Origin of the sequence: Polynucleobacter meluiroseus, from assembly GCF_900205755.1 — a bacterium.
Lineage (GTDB): Bacteria > Pseudomonadota > Gammaproteobacteria > Burkholderiales > Burkholderiaceae > Polynucleobacter > Polynucleobacter meluiroseus.
In genome coordinates, this window is record NZ_OANS01000001.1 from 563882 (window position 1) to 587063 (window position 23182).

General features: G+C 48.9%; 18 protein-coding genes. 13 read left to right on the forward strand and 5 right to left on the reverse strand.

The window, feature by feature from the left end; translation table 11 throughout:
- The first annotated feature begins 9 nt into the window (after positions 1-9).
- The 3 genes from CP950_RS02960 to radA are packed head-to-tail and all read left to right on the forward strand — an operon-like array spanning position 10 to position 3825.
- On the forward strand, positions 10-1950 hold the full coding sequence (locus CP950_RS02960) for a potassium transporter Kup (protein ID WP_096672333.1): 1941 nt from the start codon (positions 10-12) through the stop codon (positions 1948-1950).
- Positions 1947-2456 carry an efflux RND transporter periplasmic adaptor subunit gene (locus CP950_RS02965; RefSeq protein WP_096672334.1) on the forward strand — a complete coding sequence of 170 codons (510 nt, stop codon included), beginning with the start codon at positions 1947-1949 and terminating at the stop codon, positions 2454-2456. Before CP950_RS02960 ends, CP950_RS02965 begins: the two co-directional genes overlap by 4 nt.
- A gap of 4 nt (positions 2457-2460) precedes the next feature.
- Positions 2461-3825, forward strand: coding sequence for a DNA repair protein RadA (gene radA / locus CP950_RS02970; RefSeq protein ID WP_096672335.1), 1365 nt, complete (start codon positions 2461-2463; stop codon positions 3823-3825).
- A 3-nt stretch (positions 3826-3828) separates the two neighbouring features.
- Here radA and prmB read toward each other — a convergent pair whose 3' ends face one another.
- Genes prmB through dapD form a run of 3 tightly spaced genes read right to left on the reverse strand, consistent with a single transcriptional unit; the run spans position 3829 to position 6748 of the window.
- Entirely contained in the window at positions 3829-4731 is a 903-nt protein-coding gene (prmB, locus tag CP950_RS02975; protein ID WP_096672336.1) for a 50S ribosomal protein L3 N(5)-glutamine methyltransferase, read from the reverse strand.
- Positions 4732-4758: 27 nt separating this feature from the next.
- On the reverse strand, positions 4759-5910 hold the full coding sequence (gene dapE, locus CP950_RS02980) for a succinyl-diaminopimelate desuccinylase (protein ID WP_096672337.1): 1152 nt from the start codon (positions 5908-5910) through the stop codon (positions 4759-4761).
- Positions 5911-5920: 10 nt separating this feature from the next.
- Positions 5921-6748, reverse strand: a complete 828-nt coding sequence (gene dapD, locus CP950_RS02985) for a 2,3,4,5-tetrahydropyridine-2,6-dicarboxylate N-succinyltransferase (RefSeq protein WP_096672338.1) — start codon at positions 6746-6748, stop codon at positions 5921-5923.
- A 173-nt stretch (positions 6749-6921) separates the two neighbouring features.
- Between dapD and smc the strand changes: the two genes are divergently transcribed.
- The 3 genes from smc to ligA are packed head-to-tail and all read left to right on the forward strand — an operon-like array spanning position 6922 to position 13538.
- The gene (gene smc / locus CP950_RS02990) at positions 6922-10443 is read left to right on the forward strand and encodes a chromosome segregation protein SMC (protein ID WP_096672339.1); all 3522 of its coding nucleotides are present in this window, start codon (positions 6922-6924) and stop codon (positions 10441-10443) included.
- Positions 10444-11514 (forward strand): cell division protein ZipA C-terminal FtsZ-binding domain-containing protein, encoded by a 1071-nt coding sequence (locus tag CP950_RS02995; protein ID WP_096672340.1) that lies wholly within the window; start codon positions 10444-10446, stop codon positions 11512-11514.
- A gap of 8 nt (positions 11515-11522) precedes the next feature.
- Positions 11523-13538, forward strand: a complete 2016-nt coding sequence (gene ligA, locus CP950_RS03000) for an NAD-dependent DNA ligase LigA (protein ID WP_096672341.1) — start codon at positions 11523-11525, stop codon at positions 13536-13538.
- Between the two features lie 5 nt (positions 13539-13543).
- On the opposite strand, the gene CP950_RS03005 is transcribed toward ligA, so the two are convergent.
- On the reverse strand, positions 13544-16147 hold the full coding sequence (locus CP950_RS03005; protein ID WP_096672342.1) for a [protein-PII] uridylyltransferase: 2604 nt from the start codon (positions 16145-16147) through the stop codon (positions 13544-13546).
- A 4-nt stretch (positions 16148-16151) separates the two neighbouring features.
- Positions 16152-16988, reverse strand: a complete 837-nt coding sequence (gene map, locus CP950_RS03010; RefSeq protein WP_096672343.1) for a type I methionyl aminopeptidase — start codon at positions 16986-16988, stop codon at positions 16152-16154.
- A 238-nt stretch (positions 16989-17226) separates the two neighbouring features.
- Between map and rpsB the strand changes: the two genes are divergently transcribed.
- The 7 genes from rpsB (at position 17227) to ispC (ending at position 23171) form a co-directional block, all read left to right on the forward strand.
- Positions 17227-17976 carry a 30S ribosomal protein S2 gene (rpsB, locus tag CP950_RS03015; protein WP_096672344.1) on the forward strand — a complete coding sequence of 250 codons (750 nt, stop codon included), beginning with the start codon at positions 17227-17229 and terminating at the stop codon, positions 17974-17976.
- On the forward strand, positions 17976-18857 hold the full coding sequence (gene tsf / locus CP950_RS03020) for a translation elongation factor Ts (protein ID WP_096672345.1): 882 nt from the start codon (positions 17976-17978) through the stop codon (positions 18855-18857). Before rpsB ends, tsf begins: the two co-directional genes overlap by 1 nt.
- A gap of 185 nt (positions 18858-19042) precedes the next feature.
- The gene (pyrH, locus tag CP950_RS03025; RefSeq protein ID WP_096672346.1) at positions 19043-19753 is read left to right on the forward strand and encodes a UMP kinase; all 711 of its coding nucleotides are present in this window, start codon (positions 19043-19045) and stop codon (positions 19751-19753) included.
- Positions 19754-19764: 11 nt separating this feature from the next.
- Complete coding sequence (gene frr / locus CP950_RS03030; RefSeq protein WP_096672347.1) at positions 19765-20325, forward strand: ribosome recycling factor; 561 nt, start codon at positions 19765-19767, stop codon at positions 20323-20325.
- A gap of 33 nt (positions 20326-20358) precedes the next feature.
- Positions 20359-21132: a polyprenyl diphosphate synthase gene (gene uppS / locus CP950_RS03035; RefSeq protein ID WP_096672348.1), complete on the forward strand. Its 774-nt coding sequence runs from the start codon at positions 20359-20361 to the stop codon at positions 21130-21132.
- 21 nt (positions 21133-21153) lie between these two features.
- Positions 21154-21981 (forward strand): phosphatidate cytidylyltransferase, encoded by an 828-nt coding sequence (locus tag CP950_RS03040; protein ID WP_096672349.1) that lies wholly within the window; start codon positions 21154-21156, stop codon positions 21979-21981.
- Positions 21981-23171 (forward strand): 1-deoxy-D-xylulose-5-phosphate reductoisomerase, encoded by a 1191-nt coding sequence (gene ispC, locus CP950_RS03045; RefSeq protein WP_096672350.1) that lies wholly within the window; start codon positions 21981-21983, stop codon positions 23169-23171. Before CP950_RS03040 ends, ispC begins: the two co-directional genes overlap by 1 nt.
- The last annotated feature ends 11 nt before the right edge of the window (positions 23172-23182 follow it).

Here is a 23182-nt window from a genome sequence, read left to right on the forward strand (position 1 = left end):
GGCCAGAATATGTCAGTTAGTAATCCTGATTTTTCAAACTCTGAATTATTACGACCCGTTGAAATTGAACACGAAGAAGGTCACAAGAAGGGCAGCTTAGCAGCCTTGGCTTTGGGGGCAATTGGAATTGTGTTTGGCGATATTGGCACAAGTCCTTTGTACGCTTTAAAGGCCTGCTTTGATCCCGTGCATGGCATTCCAATGACGACTGAGTCTATCTTTGGAGTCATATCCATGGTGTTTTGGGCATTTGTGGTGGTGGTGTCTCTAAAGTACGTGCTCTTTGTGATGCGTGCTAACAACCATGGCGAAGGCGGCATTTTGTCTTTGATGGCCCTCGCATTGCGTACCGCCAAATCAGGCTCAAAGAGATCTGTATTATTGATGATCACTGGTGTACTCGGAGCCTGTCTTTTTTACGGCGATGCTGTGATTACGCCGGCCATCTCCGTTTTATCGGCAATTGAAGGTACGGAAGTGGTGTCTACCAACTTTACGCCTTACGTCTTGCCCCTAACTATCGTCATACTTTTAGCCTTATTTGTTTTTGAGAAAAAGGGGACTGGCATTGTTGGTGCGCTTTTCGGGCCGATCATGCTAGCTTGGTTTGGCTCGCTGGCAGTAATGGGGCTCTATCAAATTCAAAATGCCCCTGAGATTTTGGCGGCCTTCAATCCTATGTACGCGTTTGATTTCATGGTGAAAGATTCAGCCATTGCTTTTATTGTCACTGGATCTATTTTCTTGGTATTGACTGGGGCGGAGGCCTTGTATGCCGACATGGGGCATTTTGGGATCAAGCCAATTAAGTTTGCTTGGTTTTTACTGGTGATGCCTTGCTTGGTCATTAACTACTTTGGTCAGGGCGCATTGTTGCTGACGCATCCTGAAACGCTATCCAATGTATTTTTTCTGATGGTGCCGGAGGCTTACACCCTCGCCTTGGTAATCCTAGCTTCAGTGGCGACGGTGATTGCCTCGCAGGCATGTATCTCGGGAGCTTACTCCATGACAAGTGAAGCGATCTTGCTAGGCTTTTTGCCTCGCATGAAGATCTCTTTTACGTCGGAGAAGGAGAAGGGGCAAATTTATGTGCCGTTAATTAATTGGATTTTATGTTTTGTCGTGATCGCCATTGTTTTGGCCTTCAAAAAATCAGAGAATCTGGCATCTGCTTATGGCATTGCGGTCTCTACTACGATGTTGATGACTACCTTGCTGGCAGCGGTGGTAATGAAAGCGGTCTGGAAATGGAATACTTTCTTGGTTACGGCCGTGATCGGTTTATTCCTGATTGTTGATCTCGGATTTTTCGCCTCCAATCTCAGTAAAATTCTTGATGGCGGTTGGTTCCCCATCGTTATCGGCTCGGCGTGCTTCTTGCTCATGATCACCTGGTATCAGGGGCGTCAAATTCTGCGTAAGCGCGCTTTGGATGACGGTATTCGTTTAGATACATTCATCACCTCTTTGCTCCAAAATCCTCCACATCGCGTTGAAGGCACGGCAATTTTCTTAACGGCCCATGTAGACTATTTGCCCGTTTCGTTCTTGCACAACTTAAAGCACAATCATATCCTCCATGAACGCGTGTTTTTCATGAAAATTAGTATTTGGGATATCCCGTTTGTGAATGATAGTCAGCGCTTGACACTGAAAGAGCTGGCTCCCAATATTTATGTAGTGAGGGCGGTGTATGGCTTTAAAGAAACCCCCGACTCCAATCAAATTTTGGATTTACTGGAATCCCAGTTTGGCCTGAAGATGGATCGGATGCAAACTTCCTACTTTCTTTCAAGGGATACCATTATTCCAACCTCGCTCCCAGGTATGGCTATTTGGCGTGAGCATTTGTATGCATGGATGTATCAAAATGCCGCACGTCAATCAGACTTCTTTAAGATTCCAGCGAACCGCTTGGTTGAGCTAGGCGCAAAGGTTGAAATTTGAAATTGGATTTCTCTTGGCGCTTCTTGGCCGCTCTTTGGGCAGCCTTATTCCTTTGCGCATGGAGTGGTTTGGCCATGGCGACGCCTGCTCAAGAGGATGAACTGGCTCAACTCGATAAGATTGATCAAGAGCTTGAACTGCAACGCGATTGGGCTAAGTATCGCTGGGGAACCTCGGTGCACAATTGCTATCAAACGTATTGGGTTAATGATTGCCTCAAAGAAGCTCGTGCACTCTATCGCAAAGAGATTGACCCTATTCGCGAGCAGCAGGTGCGATTGCACGAAGCGCAAAGAGCATTACGAACAAGCCTCAAGGATCAGCGTGATGCCAAGAAGATTGCTGAGCGCGCATCTCCAGAAAAAGCGGCAGATCGGGCTACTAACCAAAAAGAGTATGAAGACAAGCAAAAGGATGCAGCCGCGCGCGCAGCAGACTTAGAGCAGCGCCGTAAGGATGCGGCTAAGCGTTCGCAAGAGAATAAAGCCGGCACTCAACTAGATTAATTCTGTGGCGAAAATAAAAACCGTTTACATCTGCCAATCTTGCGGCGGAACCTCCGCCAAATGGCAGGGACAGTGCCCCAGTTGTCAGGAGTGGAATACTCTTGAGGAGGGCTTGCCAGAGGTAAGCTCGAATTCTCGATTTCAGGGATTGGCCCAAGCGTTGCCTAGGCAAAAACTATCCGCCATTACCGCTGAAGACTTGCCGCGATTTAGTACGGGAGTCGAAGAGTTTGATCGCGTCCTCGGTGGGGGCTTAGTTCCTGGCGGAGTAGTGCTCTTAGGCGGCGATCCCGGAATCGGTAAATCAACCCTATTGCTTCAAGCGTGTGCAGAAATGAGTTCTGCAGGCATGGGTGTGTTGTACAGCAGTGGTGAAGAGTCCGCTTCACAAATTGCCCTGAGAGCAAAACGGATTTCCCTAGACGCACCTCAATTGGAGGTGTTGGCGGAAATTCAGCTGGAAAAATTGTTATCTATTATGGAGACAGTAAAACCCCAAGTCTTGGTGGTGGATTCGATTCAGACTTTATATTCCGATGTACTCAGCTCTGCGCCTGGCTCCGTGGCTCAAGTAAGAGAGTGCGCAGCGCAGTTGACCAGAGCTGCAAAATCCAGTGGCATATGCGTGCTGATGGTTGGGCATGTCACTAAAGATGGTCATTTAGCAGGTCCGCGAGTGCTTGAGCACATCGTGGATACGGTACTGTATTTCGAGGGTGATACCCACTCTTCTTTCCGCTTGGTGCGCTCTATTAAGAATCGCTTTGGCGCTGTTAATGAATTGGGCGTATTTGCTATGACTGAAAAAGGCTTGCGTGGGGTTGCCAATCCCTCTGCCATCTTTTTGTCGCAACATGCAGAAATGGTTCCGGGTGCCTGTGTTCTCGTTACCCAAGAAGGTAGCCGTCCACTTTTGGTTGAAATTCAGGCTTTAGTCGATACAGCCCATGTGCCCAATCCACGGAGGCTGGCAGTTGGTCTTGAGCAACACCGCTTAGCCATGTTATTGGCAGTGCTACATCGTCACGCTGGGATTGCTTGCTTTGATCAGGATGTCTTTCTCAATGCGGTAGGAGGCGTGAAGATTTCTGAACCAGCGGCTGACTTAGCCGTATTGTTAGCTATTCAATCTTCCTTGCGCAATAAGGCCCTGCCTAAAGAATTAATTGTGTTCGGTGAGGTCGGTTTGGCGGGAGAGATTCGTCCATGCCCACGCGGTCAAGAACGTCTAAAGGAAGCTGCGAAGCTGGGCTTTACGGTGGCTATTATTCCAAAAGCCAATATGCCCAAAAGCAAGATCGCAGGATTAAAAGTCATTCCGGTAGAACGCATTGATCAGGCGATAGCTGCTGCTATCGAATTATCCTAAAACTTAGTGCAAGTCTTCTGCTTGAATTAACAATACTTGCTTGTCTCCCGCAGAGACCTCCATCCAAATCACCGGAATCTGTGGAAAGGCTTTTTTAAAGTATTCGTACTCATTGCCAATTTCAATCAGAATAGCGCCACGCTCGGCCAGATAGTCTGGGGCGGAAGCAATAATTTTCCGAATCAAGTCCATGCCATCTTCTCCACCAGCTAATGCCAAAGCAGGTTCTGCTTGATATTCGGCTGGTAAGGCACTCATGGAATGCGCATTGACATAAGGGGGATTGCAAATAATGAGGTCAAACAGATTGTCGTCATTGGGCTCTGGTAGCGCATCCCATAAGTCACCATTGAATAACTCTACTTGAGAGCTAAGACCATGACGATCCAGATTGCGTGAGGCAAGCGCCAGTGCTGGAAGACTGAGATCACAAGCACTCACGTGAATATCGGGACAAGTTAAGGCTAGCAAGATGGCGAGAGAGCCATTCCCGGTACATAGATCTAAGGCTGTACCAGCGGCTGGCAACCAAGGTTCTAAACTCCCATCGACGATGAGTTCAGCTATCCAAGAGCGCGGCACGATGCTTTGCTCACTGCTATAGAAGGGAATGCCCATGAGCCAAGCTTCTCCCAGGATATAAGCCAAGGGCTTGCGACTAGTGATGCGGGTTTCTGCTGTCACAAGCGCCTGTGCGTATGGTTCGGCGCCCATCACTTGATCTAATGCTTGCAAGGCATCGGTGGGGCTAAGACCTAAATGTTTGCTACAAATCCAGAGTGCCTCGCTATCAGCATCAATAGCACCGTGGCCATAGTGCAAATCAGCAGCCTCTAATTTTTGCGCTATTTCTTCAATGCACTGTTCAAGGGTAAGGCTAGCGGGGGTTTGAGGCTCAGGGTCCATAAATTGATTGGGTTAGGTGGGGCTGTTTCAAGCGAGCAATTGCTCAAGGGTCTTGCGATAAATATTTTTGAGTGGCTCAATATCGTCGATGAGAACAGACTCATCAATTTTATGACTGGTAGCGTTGATTGGGCCGAACTCCACTACTTCTTTGCAGATCTTGGAAATAAAACGGCCGTCGCTGGTGCCACCAGTGGTGGATAGTTCAGTCTCTATCTGTACCTCAGCTTGAATTGCCTGACGCAGTGCATTGGCTAAAGCGCCATCGCTCGTAATGAAGGGGCTGCCGCTCAAAGACCAATCGATTTCAAAATCAAGATTGGCTGATTGCAGAATCTGTTCAAGGCGACTGCGCAATGTTTCAGGTTGGCTTTCAGTAGAAAAACGGAAATTGAAATCTACTACTAGCTCACCCGGAATAATGTTGTTCGCACCAGTACCCGCATGGATATTCGAAATCTGGAAACTGGTCGGCTGAAAATATTCATTACCCTGATCCCATTGGGTTTCCACCAAGGTCTGAATGGCTGAGGCTGAGAGATGTATTGGGTTAGCGCCGAGGTGTGGGTAGGCTATATGGGCCTGAATACCTTTGATCTTGAGCTTGCCCGATAAAGAACCGCGGCGGCCATTTTTAATCATGTCGCCCAATTGATCTACTGAAGTAGGCTCGCCAATCACACAGTAATCTAAGCGCTGACCGTGCTGTTTGAGGCGCTCGCACATGATGACGGTGCCATCGTGTGCGGGACCTTCTTCATCGCTGGTAATCAGGAAGGCAATTGAGCCAGCGTGATTGGGGTGCGTGATCACAAATTCTTCAGTGGCGACTACGAAGGCGGCGAGCGAAGTTTTCATATCCGCGGCACCACGGCCAAATAAGAAGCCGTCGCGCAAGGTAGGGGTGAAGGGATCGCTTGCCCATTTTTCTAGGGGGCCAGTTGGAACCACATCCGTATGACCGGCGAACATGAAGACTTTGCCTTCATCGCCCGCTACCCCTTTTTTGATCGCCCACAGATTGGTGACTTGAAAATCTTCTGGACCACTCAGTATGCTTTCAGTATAAAAGCCAACGGCCTGAAGTCGCTGCGCTATCAACTCCTGACAGCCACCGTCTACGGGGGTAACCGAACGGCAGGCAATCAGCGCTTCAGTTAATTCAAGTGTGGCACTCATATGGACTAAGTTATTCGCGGAGAAGTTCGTTGATGGCGGTTTTTGCTCTTGTTTGAGCATCGACTTTTTTCACGATGATGGCAGCGTACAAGCTGTATTTGCCACAAGCTGAAGGCAAAGATCCAGGAACCACTACCGAGCCCGCTGGCACGCGACCATAATGCACTTCGCCAGTTTCGCGATCATAAATCTTGGTACTTTGACCAATGTAGACGCCCATTGACAGTACTGCGTTCTCTTCAATGACAACACCTTCAACCACTTCGGAGCGCGCTCCAATGAAGCAGTTATCTTCAATAATGACTGGACCAGCCTGAATCGGCTCTAAAACACCGCCAATGCCTACGCCACCCGAAAGGTGGACGTTTTTACCGATTTGAGCGCAAGAACCAACCGTGGCCCAGGTATCTACCATGCTGCCTTCGCCCACATAAGCGCCAATATTGACGTAGGAAGGCATTAGGACCACATTCTTGCCGATAAAGGCGCCACGGCGTGCTATGGCTGGGGGTACGACCCGAAATCCACCCTTAGCAAAATCTTCTGGGGTGTAATTTTCAAACTTACTAGGCACCTTGTCGTAGAACTGGGTATAACCCCCGGCAGCCATCGGTTTGTTGTCTTCTAGGCGGAAAGAGAGCAAAACTGCTTTCTTAACCCATTGATTAACTTCCCATTGGCCTACGCTGCGGCGCTCAGCTACGCGGATTTCCCCGGAATTCAGGCCTTCCAAGACCGCGCTCACGGCTTGGCGGATTTCTGCGGGAGCAGCTGCTGGAGATAGGTCTGCGCGGTTTTCCCAGGCTTGTTCGATGATGCTTTGTGGTGATTGGCTCATGCTTTTTAGTTAACTATCAGATTGTTAAGGGATTTTGGCCCTGGAAGTAGAACTCTCATTATATCGATGGGGCAAAAACCCGCGCCAGAACCTGCAAGCTTGCTATCATCTTCCCACTTTAGTCTTAATATTTTGACTTTTATTGACCCCTATTTTTACCTGCAAAGTACGCCGTGCAACTGAAATCTATCAAACTATCCGGTTTTAAGTCCTTCGTTGACCCAACCCATTTTGAGATGCCGGGTCAATTGATCGGTGTAGTGGGCCCCAATGGTTGCGGAAAATCCAACATTATTGATGCGGTACGCTGGGTTCTGGGTGAGTCGCGCGCCAGTGAATTGCGCGGTGAATCGATGCAGGACGTCATTTTTAATGGCTCTGGTTTACGCAAGCCATCTGGCCGTGCCAGTGTTGAACTGATTTTTGATAATGCCGATGGACGAGCTCAAGGGCAGTGGAGTGCATTTGCGGAATTATCGGTTAAGCGGGTATTAACTCGTGATGGCAATTCAAGCTATTACGTAAACAATCAAGTGGTTCGCCGTAAAGATATTCAAGATATTTTCTTGGGTACTGGCATGGGCCCGCGTGGTTACGCCATTATTGGACAGGGCACCATCAACCGCATCTTAGAAGCGAAACCAGAAGAACTGCGTATCTTTTTGGAAGAGGCGGCAGGCGTTTCTAAATACAAAGAGCGTCGCAAAGAAACGGCTTCTCGTCTTGAGGACACCAAAGAGAACCTGACTCGGGTTGAAGATATTGTCCGTGAGTTAGACCAGCAACTCACGCGCTTAGAAAAGCAGGCTACGGTGGCAGAGCGCCACGCTGAGCTGTCCTTGGAGATGAAGTCCTCCCAGCAATTACTTTGGTTTGTACGTCAGACTGAAGCAGGTAAGGAGCAGGAGCGGCATGCCAACGGCATTCGTGAAACGCAAGTAAGTTTGGAAGAGCAGACTGCCAAAATGCGCCACGCTGAGACTGAACTGGAGACCATGCGTACGCAGCAGTACGCATTGCAAGATCAAGTGTCCCAAGCGCAAGGCGATTTATATCAAACGAATGCCGACGTCAGTCAGGTTGAGGCACAAATTCGTTACGTTCAAGAAGCACGTCAACGCTTACAGCAACAAACTCAAGATCTATTAGCGCAATTACAGCGCTGGACCGTGCAGGAAACCGATGCAGCGCAGGCGCAACGCACCGCAGAACAAGAATTAGGTGAGGCAAGCGAGCAAGAGAATGCTTTATTAGCCAACCTCAAAGTCTTGCAAGAACAAATGCCGGGTCGCGAAGATGCCTATCAACTCAGCGCCCGAGAGCTTACTCAGGTACGCGATGGTTTAGCAGTCATCGAGCAACGTTTGGCTAGTTTGGGAGAGCGCGTGCGATCGACCACAGCTCAACTGGAAGAGACTAAGGGGCGTGACTCCCGTTTAACTCGAGAGTTGGATGGTTTACGCCGTCCCGATGCGGAAGCACTGCAAATGGCTGTTGATCGTCATGCTATGGCGCAGCGCAAAGTGGACGAAGCCAAGCAAAAGGCTGGAGAAACCCAACAGCGTGTGCCTACGGCTGATGCAGCGCGTAGTGCGGCTCAGCAGCAAATTGGCGTTGCCAATCAAGATTTAGCTCAGACGGAAGCCAAATTAACCGCGCTTACCGCCTTACAAGCGAGCGTGCAAGCGCAAGGCAAGATCGGCCCCTGGCTTGAGGGTAAAGGTTTAAAAGAGAGCAAACGTCTTTGGCAAGAGCTGAAGGTGGAAAGCGGTTGGGAAACTGCTTTGGAGTCAGTATTACGTGAACGTTTAGCAGCCATTACAGCGAAGAGCGTGCAAGAAACCTTAGCCTTGGCGCAAGACGCGCCCCCAAGCCGACTTGCTATTTTGCTGACCGAAGATATCGCTACAACGCAATCCACGGCGCCAAGTGATTTCATCCCCTTGTTGACGCGTGTGCAAAGCGCTGGTGCGCCAAGCATCTCCTCCGTCTTGCAGGAATGGCTGAACCACATTTATATCGCTGACTCGCTTGAAGATGCTTTGCATCGCCGCGATAAGTTGCCTGCAGGAGGTGCCTTAGTTACCCAGCAAGGCCACTTAATTAGTCGTGTTGGCGTGCAGTTATATGCAGCAGATTCTGAGCAAGCGGGTATGTTGGCGCGGGCACAAGAGATGGAAGGCTTAGAGAAGCAGTTACGTGCTCAGCGTTTAATTCAGAGCGAGCTTCAGGGTGAGCTTGATCAATGCATTTCTAATTATCAAGCGGCACACCACGCCGCTGAGCAAGCCCGCATTTATTCCGAGCAAGCAGTGCAAGAGGTGCATGGCTTTGAAGTAGAAAGAATGCAGTTAACTCAGGCCGAAGAACAATATAGCCTGCGAGCCACGCAGATTCAAAATGAATTAACTGAGTTACGCCAACAGGCGGAGCAGTTAAGTTCTAGCAACGCGCTCTACAGTACCGAGCTGCAGCAGTCACAAGAAGCTAAGCAGCTCAAGCAAGCAAGTTTGACGCTCGCCCAAACTAACTTGGAAGCGGCAACTCAAGAGCGCGATGGCTTGCGCCAGACTTTGCGCTCGGCTGAAATTGCTGCGCAAGAAGCAGCCTTTGCTACTCGCTCTCTAAAGCAGCGGATTGCTGATTTACAACGCGATCAAAGCACTGCGCGTGTGCAGATTATGGAGATTCAAGACAAGCAAGCCTTGGCTGAGCAGGAGTTAGGCAATCTTAGCGATGCTGAAGCCCAAGAAAAACTCCAAGAATTGCTATTGACACGCACTGAGCGTGAGACCTTATTGGCCAACGCCCGCACCGAACAAGATGCGCTCTTGCATCAATTGCGAGAGGCGGATGAAGCCCGTATGCAAATTGAGCGTGGGCTTCAGCCAATGCGCGACCGAGTGATGGATTTACAGTTGCGCGAACAAGCTGCGCGACTGAACTATGAGCAGTTTGCAACACTGCTCTTGGATGCGGAAGCCGACCTGATTGTTTTAGAAGCTAGCTTTAGCCCAGACCTCAAAGTGGGCGCACTGCAATCGGAGGTTACCCGTCTCAATGCGGAGATTCAGTCTTTAGGTCCAGTCAACATGGCCGCTTTAGATGAGTTAGCAAGTTCGCGTGAGCGTAAGTCTTTCTTAGATGCGCAATCGGCAGACTTAAACGAAGCGATGCAAACCTTAACTGATGCGATTGCAAAGATTGATGCTGAAACGCGCGATCTGCTGCAAGGCACCTTTGATGAAGTGAATAAGCATTTTGGCGTACTGTTCCCAGAATTATTTGGTGGCGGCCATGCAGAATTGGTGATGACAGGCGAAGAAATCCTGGATTCAGGCGTCCAAGTGATGGCACAACCGCCAGGTAAAAAGAACACCACTATTTATTTACTCTCAGGCGGTGAAAAAGCGCTGACAGCGATTGCCTTAGTGTTCTCCTTATTCCTGCTCAATCCAGCACCGTTCTGTTTGCTAGATGAGGTCGATGCGCCATTGGATGATGCTAATACCTTGCGCTACGCGCAGATGGTCGCCAAAATGTCGAATAAAACGCAGTTCGTCTTTATTTCTCATAATAAGATCACGATGGAAATCGCCCACCAATTGATTGGTGTCACGATGCAAGAGCAGGGAGTTTCACGCATTGTTGCGGTGGATATTGCTTCTGCGGTATCGATGGTGGAGGCTGTTTAAATGAGCCTAGAGCAGATTTCAACTTCCTTAGGATTATCGGAGTTGCAATTTGCTTTGCTGATGATCGGGTGCGGCATTTTGCTCTTGGTCAGCATTCTTAATTTTCTGTATGCCCGAGCGCGTCGCAAATCAAAAGTTCAAGACGAGTCTTTTGCTGGTGAGCGCGCCGCTCGCGAGCCAAGCTTTTATGCAGCGGATGCTGTGGTGGGTGATAGGGCGGAGCCCAGCTTCTCAACACCCTCTTTGCCTGCTGGCCAAACGGTTTCAAATGCGACGATTGACCCCAGAATTGATTGCGTCATTACCTTGCGCTTTGATGAGGGTATTAGTGGCGTAGAGATTTTGCAAGAAATCAACTCTTGGGATAGCTTGCAAAGTCAGGCGCATAACACTTGGATGTGCGAAGGCTTAGTAGCTGATCTCGACTTGCCAGAAGATTGGGAAACTGTGCGCGCTGAAGCGACGTATATTGAGCTGCAGTTAGCGATTCAGTTAGCGAATCGTCGCGGTCCCATTGGTGTACTAGAGCTTTCTGATTTTTGTTCTCATGCCCAAGCACTCGCGGAAACTTTGGGCGCCCAAATTGATATGCCTAGCGTGAACACCATGCTCGAGAGTGCCAAAGAGCTGGACACGATGGCGGCTGAGAGCGATATTCAATTAAGCATCAATGTGCTCTTCGATGAAGCCTGTCCGCGCGCCAACCTGGATTCATTCTTGCGGCAACGCGGCTTTAAATTAGCGCGTGATGGACGTCATTACGAGTATTTGAGTAACGGAGCCTTGATCTTTGTTAGTACCGATCTAGATTCAATTCAGCCTGTAGCGCAACTAACCCTACTTTTAGAAGTTCCTTTAGCGGCACAAGAAGATCGCGCCTTTGAGCGGATGTTGGGCGAAGGTGTCGAGATTGCTGAGCAGCTTCATGGACGCTTAGTGGATGACAACGGCATTAATCTGACAGAGTCAGCGGTCATTAGTATTCGGCAGCACTTAGATATTTTGTATGCCAACCTTGAAAAGAGTGGTGTTCCGGCTGGATCCTCAGCTGCCTCAAGACTTTTTAGTTAAGGAGCTAAATGCCATCAAATGGTGTGAACGATTTGGCAAAACGCTATGCTGACTTACAAGTGCAGTTAGCCCGTCTTGAGCACGCTTATTACGTCTTAGATAACCCCATTGTTCCTGACAGCGAGTACGACCGTTTATATCGTGAGCTCTTAGAGATTGAAGGCCTCCACCCAGAGTGGATTACCCCTGAATCACTTTCACAACGGGTTGGCGGAGCTGCTCTCAAGTCATTTTCTTCTGTGACCCATGCGGTGCCAATGCTCTCGCTCAATAATGCGTTCGAAGAATCTGAGTTAATCGCATTTGATCGTCGTTGCCGCGAAGCACTTCATGCCGATCAAGTGGATTATGCGGGTGAGCTCAAGTTTGATGGTTTAGCGATTTCATTACGATATGAGAATGGCATCTTATTGCGGGCTGCAACCCGCGGTGATGGTGCGAGTGGCGAGGATGTCACTACCAATATTAAAACCATCCGTGCTATTCCTTTACGTTTAACCGGTAAGGACATCCCTGCAGTGTTGGAAGTTCGTGGTGAAGTCTTCATGTATTTGGAAGATTTTGAGCGCATGAATGCCAAGGCAGCTCAACTTGGTGAAAAAGAATTCGCCAACCCCCGTAATGCGGCTGCGGGTAGCTTGCGACAGTTGGATTCCAAGATTACGGCGAAGCGTCCCTTATCCTTTTTTGCTTACGGCTTTGGCGCCCTTGAGCCTCAGTCCTGGCTCCCAGCTACCCATGAAGAGTTGCTTAATGCCTATGTCCGCTTAGGATTGCCTGTCTGTGCAGAACGTCGCGTTCTCAAATCAGTCCCTGAAATTCTGGCCTTCTACAACGAAGTTGGTGCTAAACGCGCTTCCTTACCTTATGACATTGATGGCGTGGTCTACAAGGTGAACTCGTTTGCCGAGCAAGCTAGACTGGGCTTTGTCTCTAGAGCTCCACGCTTTGCCTTGGCTCACAAGTTTCCCGCCCAAGAGGCGCTCACCACCGTATTAGGTATTGATGTGCAGGTTGGCAGAACTGGGGCGATTACACCGGTAGCGCGATTGGCGCCAGTAGAGGTGGGTGGGGTCACCGTAACGAACGCGACTCTGCATAACGAAGATGAAGTAAAGCGCAAAGATGTGCGGATTGGCGACACTGTATCCGTACGCAGAGCAGGGGATGTCATTCCTGAAGTGGTATCGGTAATTCAAGAACGCAGGCCATCTAATGCAGAGCAGTTCGTGATGCCACTGCGTTGTCCGGTGTGCGATTCTCATATCGAGCGCCTAGCTGACGAAGCCATTGCCCGTTGCAGTGGCGGACTTTTTTGTGGCGCCCAACGCAAACAAGCCTTAATTCATTTTGCGCATCGCCGCGCCTTAGATATCGAGGGTTTGGGTGAGAAGATCGTTGATCAATTAGTTGATAACAATCTCGTGCGCACCCCAGCAGATCTCTATCGCTTGGGCTTTTCCGCAATCGCTAATTTAGAGCGCATGGGGGATAAATCAGCGGATAACCTGATTCAAGCAATCGAGCAATCACGTCATACCACCTTGGCACGCTTCATCTTTGCTTTGGGTATCAGACATGTCGGTGAAACCACTGCTAAAGATCTCGCTAACCATTACAGAAATATGCACGCCCTCATGGACGCTAACCTAGAAGAGCTCCTCTCCGTAAAAGACGTTGGTCCCGTAGTGGCAGATTCCATCTTGAGCTTTATGGCAGAAGCCCATAACCGTGAAGTGATTGAGCAGTTACTAACATCAGGCATGGAACTATCCGTCGAAGAAAAGGTCATTAGCGCTGCAGTAGCCGGTAAGACCTTTGTGCTAACGGGCACCTTCCCGACATTAACAAGAGATCAAGCCAAAGACTTACTCGAGAAAGCAGGCGCCAAGGTAGCAGGCTCAGTGTCGAAGAAAACAGATTATGTTGTCGCTGGCACGGACGCAGGTAGCAAGCTGACTAAAGCTGAGGAATTGGGTGTTGCCGTCATTGATGAAGATGGAATGCTCGCTTTATTGAAATAAAAAAATCAAGCTGCAAGCACTTCCAACAACTCAGTTTCCAACAAGATTTGCAATTTAGGATTTTTGCTCAGGTTAGCGGCATCTAACAACAGAATATCTTCCACACGCTCGCCCAAGGTATTAATACGGGCGGTGTGCAAGGAGACTTGATGTTTGGCTAAGACACGCGAGATGGCATACAGCAATCCAGCTCGGTCACTGGCTGACAAGGAAAGCGTGTAATAGTGCCCCCGCTCATCAGGAATCACGTGAACCCTTGGTTGAATAGGAAAAGTTCTGGATTGGCGAGATAGGCGTCCAATGCTGAGCCCTGGCAGGGGCGCAGTGCTTTGCAGGGCGATGGTTAATTCATATTCAACGAGTTGAATAAGGTCGCGGTAACTGCCTCCTTCATCCACTAAGTTGCTGCCCGAAATCTGAAAAGTATCTAAAGCGTAGCCCAGTCGAGTTGTATGAATACGTGCATCCCAAATGGAGAAGCCATGTCTTTCAAAATAGGCGCAGATTCTGGAAAAAAGATCGGGCTGGTCTTTAACGTAGACAGCAATTTGCAAACCCTCGCCGATCGGAGATAAGCGGGCACGCACAATCGGTTCAGTACTGTCGACTTTATTAAACAGATGACGCGTAAGCCAGGCAATTTCACCGGCGTCCTGTCTTAAAAAGAAAGCCACATCCAAGGTACTCCAAAGATTTTCATAAGCAGAATCTTCAATGCCATGCAAGCGTAGGCTGGAGCGAGATTCTTCTTGATGCTGCGCCAACTCTGAAGAAGCATCGGGCTTTGCGCCACCCAATACTCGGAGGGTAGCGCGGTAGAGATCCTCTAACAGCTTACCCTTCCAAGCATTCCACACTTTAGGGCTAGTGCCACGCACATCTGCTACCGTCAATAAATAAAGGGCAGTCAAATGCCGCTCGTCACCCACTTTTTTCGCAAAGGCTTTGACGACATCAGGATCGGTGATGTCTTGTTTTTGTGCCACTTGACTCATGTAAAGATGTTCGGCAACCAGCCAAATTAACAATTCTGTATCGTCTTTATCTAGACCATGCTCTTTGGCGAACTTGCGCATATCCGCCTTACCAAGCTCGGAGTGATCACCGCCACGTCCTTTAGCAATGTCATGAAAGAGAGCGGCAATGACTAAGAGCCAAGGTTTTTCAAAGTGGGCAATCAGGCGGCTGCAGAAGGGAAATTCATGGGTGTGCTCGACCACCATAAAGCGGCGCACATTGCGTAAGACCATCAAAATATGCTGGTCGACTGTATAGACGTGGAACAGATCATGCTGCATTTGCCCCACAATTTTTCTGAAGGCAGGCAGATAACGACCAAGGACGCTACTGCGATTCATGAGTTGGAAGGCACGACTAACGCCTTCGGGCTGCTTTAGGATTTCAATAAAGAGTGCGCGATTGATGGGGTTAGCGCGCCACTGACTATCCATCTTCTGCCGCGCGTTATAGAGCGCTCTAAAAATATTAGCAGAGAGGCTCTTAATATTTGGAGTTTGTGCAAACACTAAAAAAGTACGCAGTATTTGTTCGGGGTGATTCTGAAAGAGTTGCGGGTCGGTAATATCCAGCACGCCTTGACGTTCAATAAAAAACGCGTTCTCCTCCCCGGGAATGGGGTAAGTTGTTTTCGATTCTTGAGGAAAGAGTAGCGCCTCAATGTTTTGCAAAAGGACGTCATTGAGCTGCGTCACTGCTTTGGCGGCCCAATAATACTTTTGCATGATTGCTTCACTTGCGAGGCGCGATGACTCTTCAGAGATGCCCATTGATTTCGCTAGGGCAGCTTGTAAATCGAAAGCCAGCACATCCTGCCTGCGCCCAGCAATTAAATGGAGATTGGCGCGAATAGTTGTGAGTAGGCGCTGATTGCGATTGAGTTCAGTTAATTCTCGTTTGGTCACCAAACCAGCGTCATGCAGGTCTTTAAACGAGTTACCCAAGTGCGCCGCTTTACTGACCCACAAAATCACTTGCAAGTCGCGCAAACCGCCAGGACTCTCTTTGCAATTAGGCTCTAAGGAATAAGGCGTGTCTTGATATTTGTAATGCCGCTGAATTTGCTCGGCCAGCTTTGCCTGAAAAAAGGATTTGGGTTCAAGTGTCTTTTCATAAGCGGCAGCAAATTCTTTGAAGAGGGCTTTTTGACCGCAGACAAAGCGCGACTCCAAGAGGGATGTTCGCACAGTAATATCCTGTTCGGCTTCAGATGCACACTCAGCAACCGTCCTCACGGATGAGCCAATCTCTAAACCAGTGTCCCAGCACTGCGCAACAAACTGCTCAATTTGCTGTGAGAGGGTTTCTTCAAACTGTTTTTTATCAGCCGGTACTAAGATGAGGATATCGATATCGGAGTAGGGCAGCAAAGACCCTCTACCAAAACCACCCACTGCAACGAGGGCGGCATTCGTATTCAGACCACAAGCTGTCCATAAGCTACTCAACAGTTCATCGCTCAGCTTGCTGAGTTGCTTGGTAAGGCGACCAACCTCTTGATGTTCACGAAACTCTGCATACGCGGTTTCACGTGCCGCCCGCAAATCAGCAATATTGGTAATGTGTGAAGCTGCGGCAGAAGGGGGGTTCATTGACTTAAGCGTTAATGAGGGTGGGTCTAAAGTTCAATCCTTTAACGCAATCAGGTGGGGGGTTGGTGCCTTCGGACCAAGTCAGCACCTCAACGCCAGTTGGCGTTACTAATAAGGTATGTTCCCACTGCGCAGAAAGACTGCGGTCTTTGGTCTTTACGGTCCACTGATCTGGCATCGTCCGAATTTCACGGCGACCCGCATTAATCATTGGCTCGATCGTAAAGGTCATGCCAACTTCGAGTTTCTCACCGGTGCCAGGACGGCCATAATGCAGAATTTGCGGATCTTGGTGAAAGACTTTGCCAATGCCATGCCCGCAATATTCACGCACTACGGAGTAGCCAGCATTTTCCGCATGAGCTTGGATAACGTGACCAATATCTCCTAGACAAGCTCCTGGCTTCACCTGCGCGATACCAAGCCACATGCACTCAAAGGTAATTTGGGTGAGACGTTTGGCCATGACAGAGACGTCGCCGATCATAAACATGCGGCTGTTATCACCGTAATAACCATCCGGGGTAATAACGGTAATGTCTAGATTAACCACATCCCCAGTTTTGAGAATCTTCTCGCCGGGGATGCCATGGCAGATGACATCATTAACGGAGGTGCAAATTGCTGCAGGAAAAGGGGGGTAACCCGGCGGTTGGTAATTGAGCGGCGCTGGAATGGTGTGTTGCACATCCCGCATATATTCATGACAAATACGGTCAAGCTCGCCTGTACTGACCCCTGCCTTAATGTGCGGGGCAACGTGATCGAGCACTTCACTGGCTAAGCGGCCAGCTTCGCGCATCCCTTGGATGTCTTTTTCTGAGGTAAATACACTATTCATGCCCTGATTATCAACGACTTACCCATCTTTGGCTTGTCCAATATGCACCTGATCGGTGTATGGAGGGGACCTGTTTGGGCAGTATGAGCTTAGTTTAGCTGGCTAGATGATTGATATTTAAGCTATAATCTGGTTCTCAGGTCAATTTTTGACTTGAAATCGCGGGTTGAGTCTTCCAGGGTGGCGCTTTTTAGCGCAGCTAGGACTCAATCTTAGAACACAACCCTTAGGAGAAGTTATGTCAGTAACCATGCGTCAAATGCTGGAAGCCGGTTGCCATTTTGGGCACCAAACGCGCTTCTGGTCCCCAAAGATGGCCCCTTATATTTTCGGTCATCGCAACAAAATTCATATTATCAATTTGGAAAAAACTCTTCCGTTGTTTCAGGACGCGTTGAAGTTTTCCAAGCAAATCGCCGCCAACCGTGGCACGATTTTGTTTGTTGGTACTAAGCGCCAGTCCCGCGAGATCATTGCTGAAGAGGCAACTCGTGCTGGTATGCCTTATATCGACAGCCGTTGGTTGGGCGGTACGCTGACTAACTTCAAAACCGTTAAAGGTTCTTTGAAGCGCTTGAAAGATATGGCAATTGCTAAAGAAGCAGGCGATTGGGAAAAGCTTTCTAAGAAAGAAGCATTAACGAACGATCGTGACCTCGACAAGTTGCAAAAGGCATTGGGCGGTATTCAGGATCTGAATGGTGTTCCTGATGCAATTTTTGTAGTGGACGTCGGTTACCACAAGATTGCGATTACAGAAGCCAATAAATTGGGTATTCCTGTGATCGCTGTTGTGGATACCAACCATTCACCAGAAGGCGTTGATTACATTATTCCTGGTAACGATGACTCAAGCAAAGCCGTACTTCTGTATGCCCGCGGTATTGCTGATGCGATCCTCGAAGGCAAAGCAAGCTCTGTACAAGAAATCTTGACCGCAGTTAAAGAAGGTGAAGAAGAGTTTGTTGAAGAAGGGAACGCTGAATAATGACCGCTATTACCGCTGGAATGGTTGGCGAACTCCGCGCCAAAACTGATGCTCCGATGATGGAGTGCAAAAAGGCATTGACTGAAGCTGAAGGCGATATGGCGAGAGCGGAAGAAATTCTGCGCGTTAAGCTGGGTAGCAAAGCCGGTAAAGCAGCATCCCGTATTACTGCGGAAGGTGTTGTAGCGTCATTCATCGATGGCACTACTGGCGCTTTGCTGGAAGTGAACTGCGAAACTGACTTCGTTTCTAAGAATGATGATTTCTTGGCATTCTCACAGAACTGCGCAAAGTTAGTTGCTGAAAATGATCCTGCAGATGTCGCTGCTTTATTAGCGCTTCCTCTGAATGGTTCTACAGTGGATGCTGTGCGTGCTGAGTTAATCGGCCGTATTGGCGAAAACGTCATGCCGCGTCGCTTCAAGCGTTTCTCTGGAAGCAGTCAGTTGGTTTCTTATCTCCATGGCGCCCGTATTGGCGTGATGGTTGAGTTCGAAGGTGACGATACCGCTGCTAAAGATGTGGCAATGCATATTGCTGCGATGAAACCAGTAGCGTTGTCGATGGCTGATGTTCCTGCCGAAGCAATTGCTGTTGAGCGTAACGTGGCCGTGCAAAAAGCCGCTGAATCAGGCAAGCCACCAGAAATCGTTGAGAAGATGGTGGAGGGTTCTATTCAGAAGTTCCTCAAAGAAGTGTCTTTGTTGAATCAAACTTTTGTCAAAAATGACAAGCAGACTGTCGAGCAAATGCTCAAAGCAGCTAATACCAGCATCAAGGGTTTTACGATGTATGTGGTTGGCGAGGGCATTGAGAAGCGTCAAGATGACTTTGCCGCTGAAGTTGCAGCTCAGGTTGCTGCCGCTAAAGCAGCGAGTTAACGGAAGTTCTGGGCTCTTGGGTATCCAAGCGGTCCAGTAAACCCCAAAAGGGCATTGAAACCTTGGTTTTGATGCCCTTTTGTTTGATCTGCACTAAGCACCTTATAATTTGCATCAGATTGAAATGTACTGATATATCAATGCGCTGAGCAGACTTTGCTCAGGTAATTACGGAAAAGAAAACAATGCCAGCTTACAAACGTGTCCTATTAAAACTCTCTGGTGAAGCCCTGATGGGCGATGATGCTTTTGGCATCAATCCTGTGACGATTGATTCAATGGTTATGGAAATTGCAGAGGTTGTGAATAGTGGTGTTGAGCTCGCCATTGTGATTGGCGGCGGCAATATTTTCCGCGGGGTTGCGGGTGGTGCAGCAGGAATGGATCGTGCCACTGCAGATTACATGGGAATGTTAGCAACCATGATGAACTCCTTAGCGCTGCAAGATGCATTGCGTAAAAAAGGGGTGGAAGCCCGAGTGCAATCCGCCTTAAGAATGGATCAAGTGGTCGAGCCATATATTCGTCCACGTGCGATACGCGCTCTAAGCGAAGGTAAGGTAGTGATTTTTGCGGCTGGAACGGGCAATCCATTCTTTACCACCGATACCGCAGCAGCCCTTCGTGGCGCTGAAATGGGTGTAGAAATCATGCTTAAGGCCACCAAGGTCGACGGCATCTATAGTGCAGATCCTATGAAGGATCCTACGGCAACCTTGTACAAAACCATCACGTTTGACGAGGCAATCATTAAGAATTTACAGGTCATGGACGCCACTGCTTTTGCTTTGTGCCGTGACCGCAAATTACCCATTAAAGTATTTTCGATTCTCAAGCCAGGGGCGCTCATGCGCGTGGTTCAGGGTGAGCTCGAAGGTACCTTGGTACACGTTTAATAGGAGGCGCAATGTCATCAGCAGAAATCAAAACCAATACCGACCAAAAGATGCAGAAGTCTCTTGAGTCTTTAAAAACCAATCTTGCAAAAATTCGCTCTGGGCGTGCTAACCCAGGCATCTTGGAGCATATTCAAGTGGATTACTATGGCAACCCAACTCCCTTGAGTCAGGTGGCTAGCTTGGGATTGGCAGATGCTAGAACCATTAATGTTCAGCCCTTCGAAAAGAGCATGGTGGGCGCGATTGAAAAAGCGATTCGGGATTCAGATTTGGGCTTGAATCCAGCGTCACAAGGTACTGTGATCCGCGTACCAATGCCAGCCTTAACCGAAGAGCGTCGTCGTGATTTAACCAAAGTAGTAAAAAATGAAGGCGAAGAAGCGAAGATTGCGGTTCGCAATTTACGTCGTGATGCGAATGAGCACTTAAAGCGTTTGACGAAAGATAAAGAAATTTCTGAAGATGAAGAGCGTCGTGCAACCGATGATATTCAAAAAATGACTGACCGCGCGGTGGTCGATATTGACAAGATCGTTTCAGAAAAAGAAAAAGAAATCATGACGGTTTAGTCGTCTGATTCATTTTTATTTATATCGCCATTAATGACCCAACACATTAGCTCAACCTTGCTTGTGCCTGAGGTCAGTGCCATCCCTCGCCACGTCGCCATCATCATGGATGGCAATGGCCGCTGGGCTAGTAAGCGTTTCATGCCTAGAGTGGCTGGGCACTCCGAGGGCTTAAGTGCTGTTAGAAAAATCGTGGAAGAATGCCGCCGCTTGGGTGTTGAATATTTAACGGTGTTTGCCTTCAGCTCAGAAAACTGGCGTCGGCCACCTGAGGAGGTGGGCTTTCTCATGAAGCTCTTCTTGAAATCATTGAAGAGTGAGGTTTCCAAGCTGGCTGAGAATGACATTGCCCTCAAACTCGTTGGCGATCTGAGCCGCTTCGATCCTTCGATACAGGAGATGGTACGGTCGTCTGAAGAGCTAACGGCGGCTTGTAAAAGCCTGACCTTTACGATTGCCGCCAATTACGGCGGTCGCTGGGATATTTTGCAAGCCATGCAAGGATGCTTACGCGCCAACCCCAACTTACAGGCCGAACAAGTTACTGAAGAGCTGTTGCAGCCGCACTTGGCCATGGCCTATGCACCAGAGCCTGATTTGTTTATTCGTACTGGGGGAGAGCAGCGGGTGAGTAATTTCCTCTTATGGCAATTGGCCTATACCGAGCTCTACTTTACGGATGTATTGTGGCCCGACTTTGATGAGGCGCAATTACGCCAAGCCTTTGAATGGTTTGGGCAGCGCGAGCGACGTTTTGGACGAACTAGCGCCCAACTGATCGCACAGCCAATGAGTGATGTAGCTTGATTAACCTGAATTAGACGCAGCATGTTAAGAACCCGCATCATTACTGCCGTCGTGTTGTTAGCCGTTTTTCTACCAACCCTTTTTTTACTGCCCGCATTTTATTTGGGCGCGCTATTTTTGTTGCTGATAGCAGCCGCAGCTTGGGAGTGGAGTCGCTTAATCGCCCCTGAGGCAACACTAGCAGCGTGGCTCTATGCACTGTGTTGCTTATTTATTAGTATGTTTTTAGTTGGATTTTCATTGCCTGAATGGCAATTGGGCTTACTTGCTTTAGCGGCTCTTTTTTGGTTTTTCATTGCCCCATTTCTGCTATTTAAGGGTATGAATCTTTCCCTGCTCAAGCTAAGATTTTTTTACAGCATTCTTGGATTAATTCTCTTGCCAGCCGCCTGGCTTGCCTTGCTCTTACTGAGAGATTTGGGTCCCATCTTTTTGTTAAGCACGATGGCCTTAGTATGGGTGGCAGATATTGGCGCCTATTTTCTGGGTAAAACGTTTGGCAAGCACAAACTGGCCGCGCAGATTAGTCCTGGCAAAACTATCGAGGGCGCTGTAGGCGGTTTAGCCCTTACCTATTTATTTGCCTTCTTATGCATAGTGTATTTGCCATTGGGCGACACGATTTTTGGGGCTTGGGCAGTTCGTTTCGGTTGGATTCCGATGGTATTGATGGTTACCGTATTGACCCTGTTCAGCATTAGCGGCGACTTATTTGAATCCCAATTTAAAAGATTGGCCGGCGTCAAAGACAGCAGTCATTTGTTGCCAGGTCATGGTGGGGTCTTAGATCGAATTGATGCTCTCTTGCCTGTATTGCCGATAGCTGCTTTATTAGTGGGATTGATTTGATGTCGGTAAAACGAGTTGCCATTTTAGGTAGTACTGGTTCAATCGGTATGAATACTCTTGAGGTGATTCGTGCCCATCCAGAGCGTTTTAAGGTGGTGGCATTAACTGCGGCTCAGAAAATTGAGCGGCTCGCAGAACAATGCGCAGAATTTAAGCCAGCAATAGCGGTAGTCGCAGATGAAGCAGGCGCAGTGAGATTGCGACAAATGTTGCAAGAAAAAAACTTGAGTACCCAAGTCTTATTTGGTGCCGAGGCTTTGATTAGCGCGGTAGTGGATTCAGGGTGTGACACGGTGATGGCGGCTATTGTGGGTGCAGCAGGTTTAGCGCCAACGTTAGCTGCTGCGCGTGCAGGCAAACGGGTATTGCTCGCCAATAAAGAAGCGCTGGTGATGTCTGGTGATTTGTTTATGCAAGCGATGCTGGCTGGGGGTGGCGAGTTGCTACCGATTGATAGTGAACATAACGCGATTTTTCAATGCCTGCCGAACGGCTTTACCAATCACCCTCAGGGCCAACATGGTGTTGAAGAGCTTTGGTTAACGGCATCGGGCGGGCCTTTTCGAGATCTTGCTTTGGCGGATCTAGCCTCGATTACGCCGGAGCAAGCATGTGCCCACCCAAACTGGGTCATGGGTAGAAAGATCTCGGTTGACTCTGCAACGATGATGAATAAAGGTCTCGAAGTGATCGAGGCATTTTGGTTATTTGGCTTGCCCTTAGAGAAAATTAAAGTATTGATTCATCCGCAAAGCGTCGTGCACTCGATGGTGCGCTATCGCGATGGGTCGGTGCTGGCGCAAATGGGTCAGCCGGATATGCGCACCCCGATTGCCTATGGATTGGCCTATCCCGAAAGAATCAATGCGGGCGTTGCTCCGCTCGACTTGACGCAATTAGCCATGCTCAGTTTTACTGAGCCCGATACCAAACAGTTTCCCTGTTTGGCGCTGGCGTTTTCTGCCGCAGCGGCCGGCGGCACGGCGCCCACTATCTTGAATGCTGCCAATGAGATTGCAGTCGCCGCTTTCTTAGACATGGGTTTGCCGTATCTGCAAATCTCGCAGGTAGTGGAGCAGGTGCTAAACCAAATTGACTCAGCGCCGGCTACCTCAATAGAGCAAATTCTGGCCGTGGATACCGCTGCGAGATTGGCGGCTCAAAACTATATTCGTGACCTGCGTCATTAAAAAGAGGCTGA

What these genes read in the sequence shown, in the direction of transcription:
- ligA (WP_096672341.1), top strand. Translation starts at nt 11,523, where the DNA reads ATGCCATCAAATGGTGTGAACGATTTGGCAAAACGCTATGCTGACTTA.
- CP950_RS02995 (WP_096672340.1), top strand. Translation starts at nt 10,444, where the DNA reads ATGAGCCTAGAGCAGATTTCAACTTCCTTAGGATTATCGGAGTTGCAA.
- frr (WP_096672347.1), top strand. Translation starts at nt 19,765, where the DNA reads ATGTCATCAGCAGAAATCAAAACCAATACCGACCAAAAGATGCAGAAG.
- map (WP_096672343.1), bottom strand. Translation starts at nt 16,988, where the DNA reads ATGAATAGTGTATTTACCTCAGAAAAAGACATCCAAGGGATGCGCGAA.
- CP950_RS03040 (WP_096672349.1), top strand. Translation starts at nt 21,154, where the DNA reads ATGTTAAGAACCCGCATCATTACTGCCGTCGTGTTGTTAGCCGTTTTT.
- ispC (WP_096672350.1), top strand. Translation starts at nt 21,981, where the DNA reads ATGTCGGTAAAACGAGTTGCCATTTTAGGTAGTACTGGTTCAATCGGT.
- dapE (WP_096672337.1), bottom strand. Translation starts at nt 5,910, where the DNA reads ATGAGTGCCACACTTGAATTAACTGAAGCGCTGATTGCCTGCCGTTCG.
- pyrH (WP_096672346.1), top strand. Translation starts at nt 19,043, where the DNA reads ATGCCAGCTTACAAACGTGTCCTATTAAAACTCTCTGGTGAAGCCCTG.
- uppS (WP_096672348.1), top strand. Translation starts at nt 20,359, where the DNA reads ATGACCCAACACATTAGCTCAACCTTGCTTGTGCCTGAGGTCAGTGCC.
- CP950_RS02960 (WP_096672333.1), top strand. Translation starts at nt 10, where the DNA reads ATGTCAGTTAGTAATCCTGATTTTTCAAACTCTGAATTATTACGACCC.
- CP950_RS03005 (WP_096672342.1), bottom strand. Translation starts at nt 16,147, where the DNA reads ATGAACCCCCCTTCTGCCGCAGCTTCACACATTACCAATATTGCTGAT.
- tsf (WP_096672345.1), top strand. Translation starts at nt 17,976, where the DNA reads ATGACCGCTATTACCGCTGGAATGGTTGGCGAACTCCGCGCCAAAACT.
- dapD (WP_096672338.1), bottom strand. Translation starts at nt 6,748, where the DNA reads ATGAGCCAATCACCACAAAGCATCATCGAACAAGCCTGGGAAAACCGC.
- prmB (WP_096672336.1), bottom strand. Translation starts at nt 4,731, where the DNA reads ATGGACCCTGAGCCTCAAACCCCCGCTAGCCTTACCCTTGAACAGTGC.
- rpsB (WP_096672344.1), top strand. Translation starts at nt 17,227, where the DNA reads ATGTCAGTAACCATGCGTCAAATGCTGGAAGCCGGTTGCCATTTTGGG.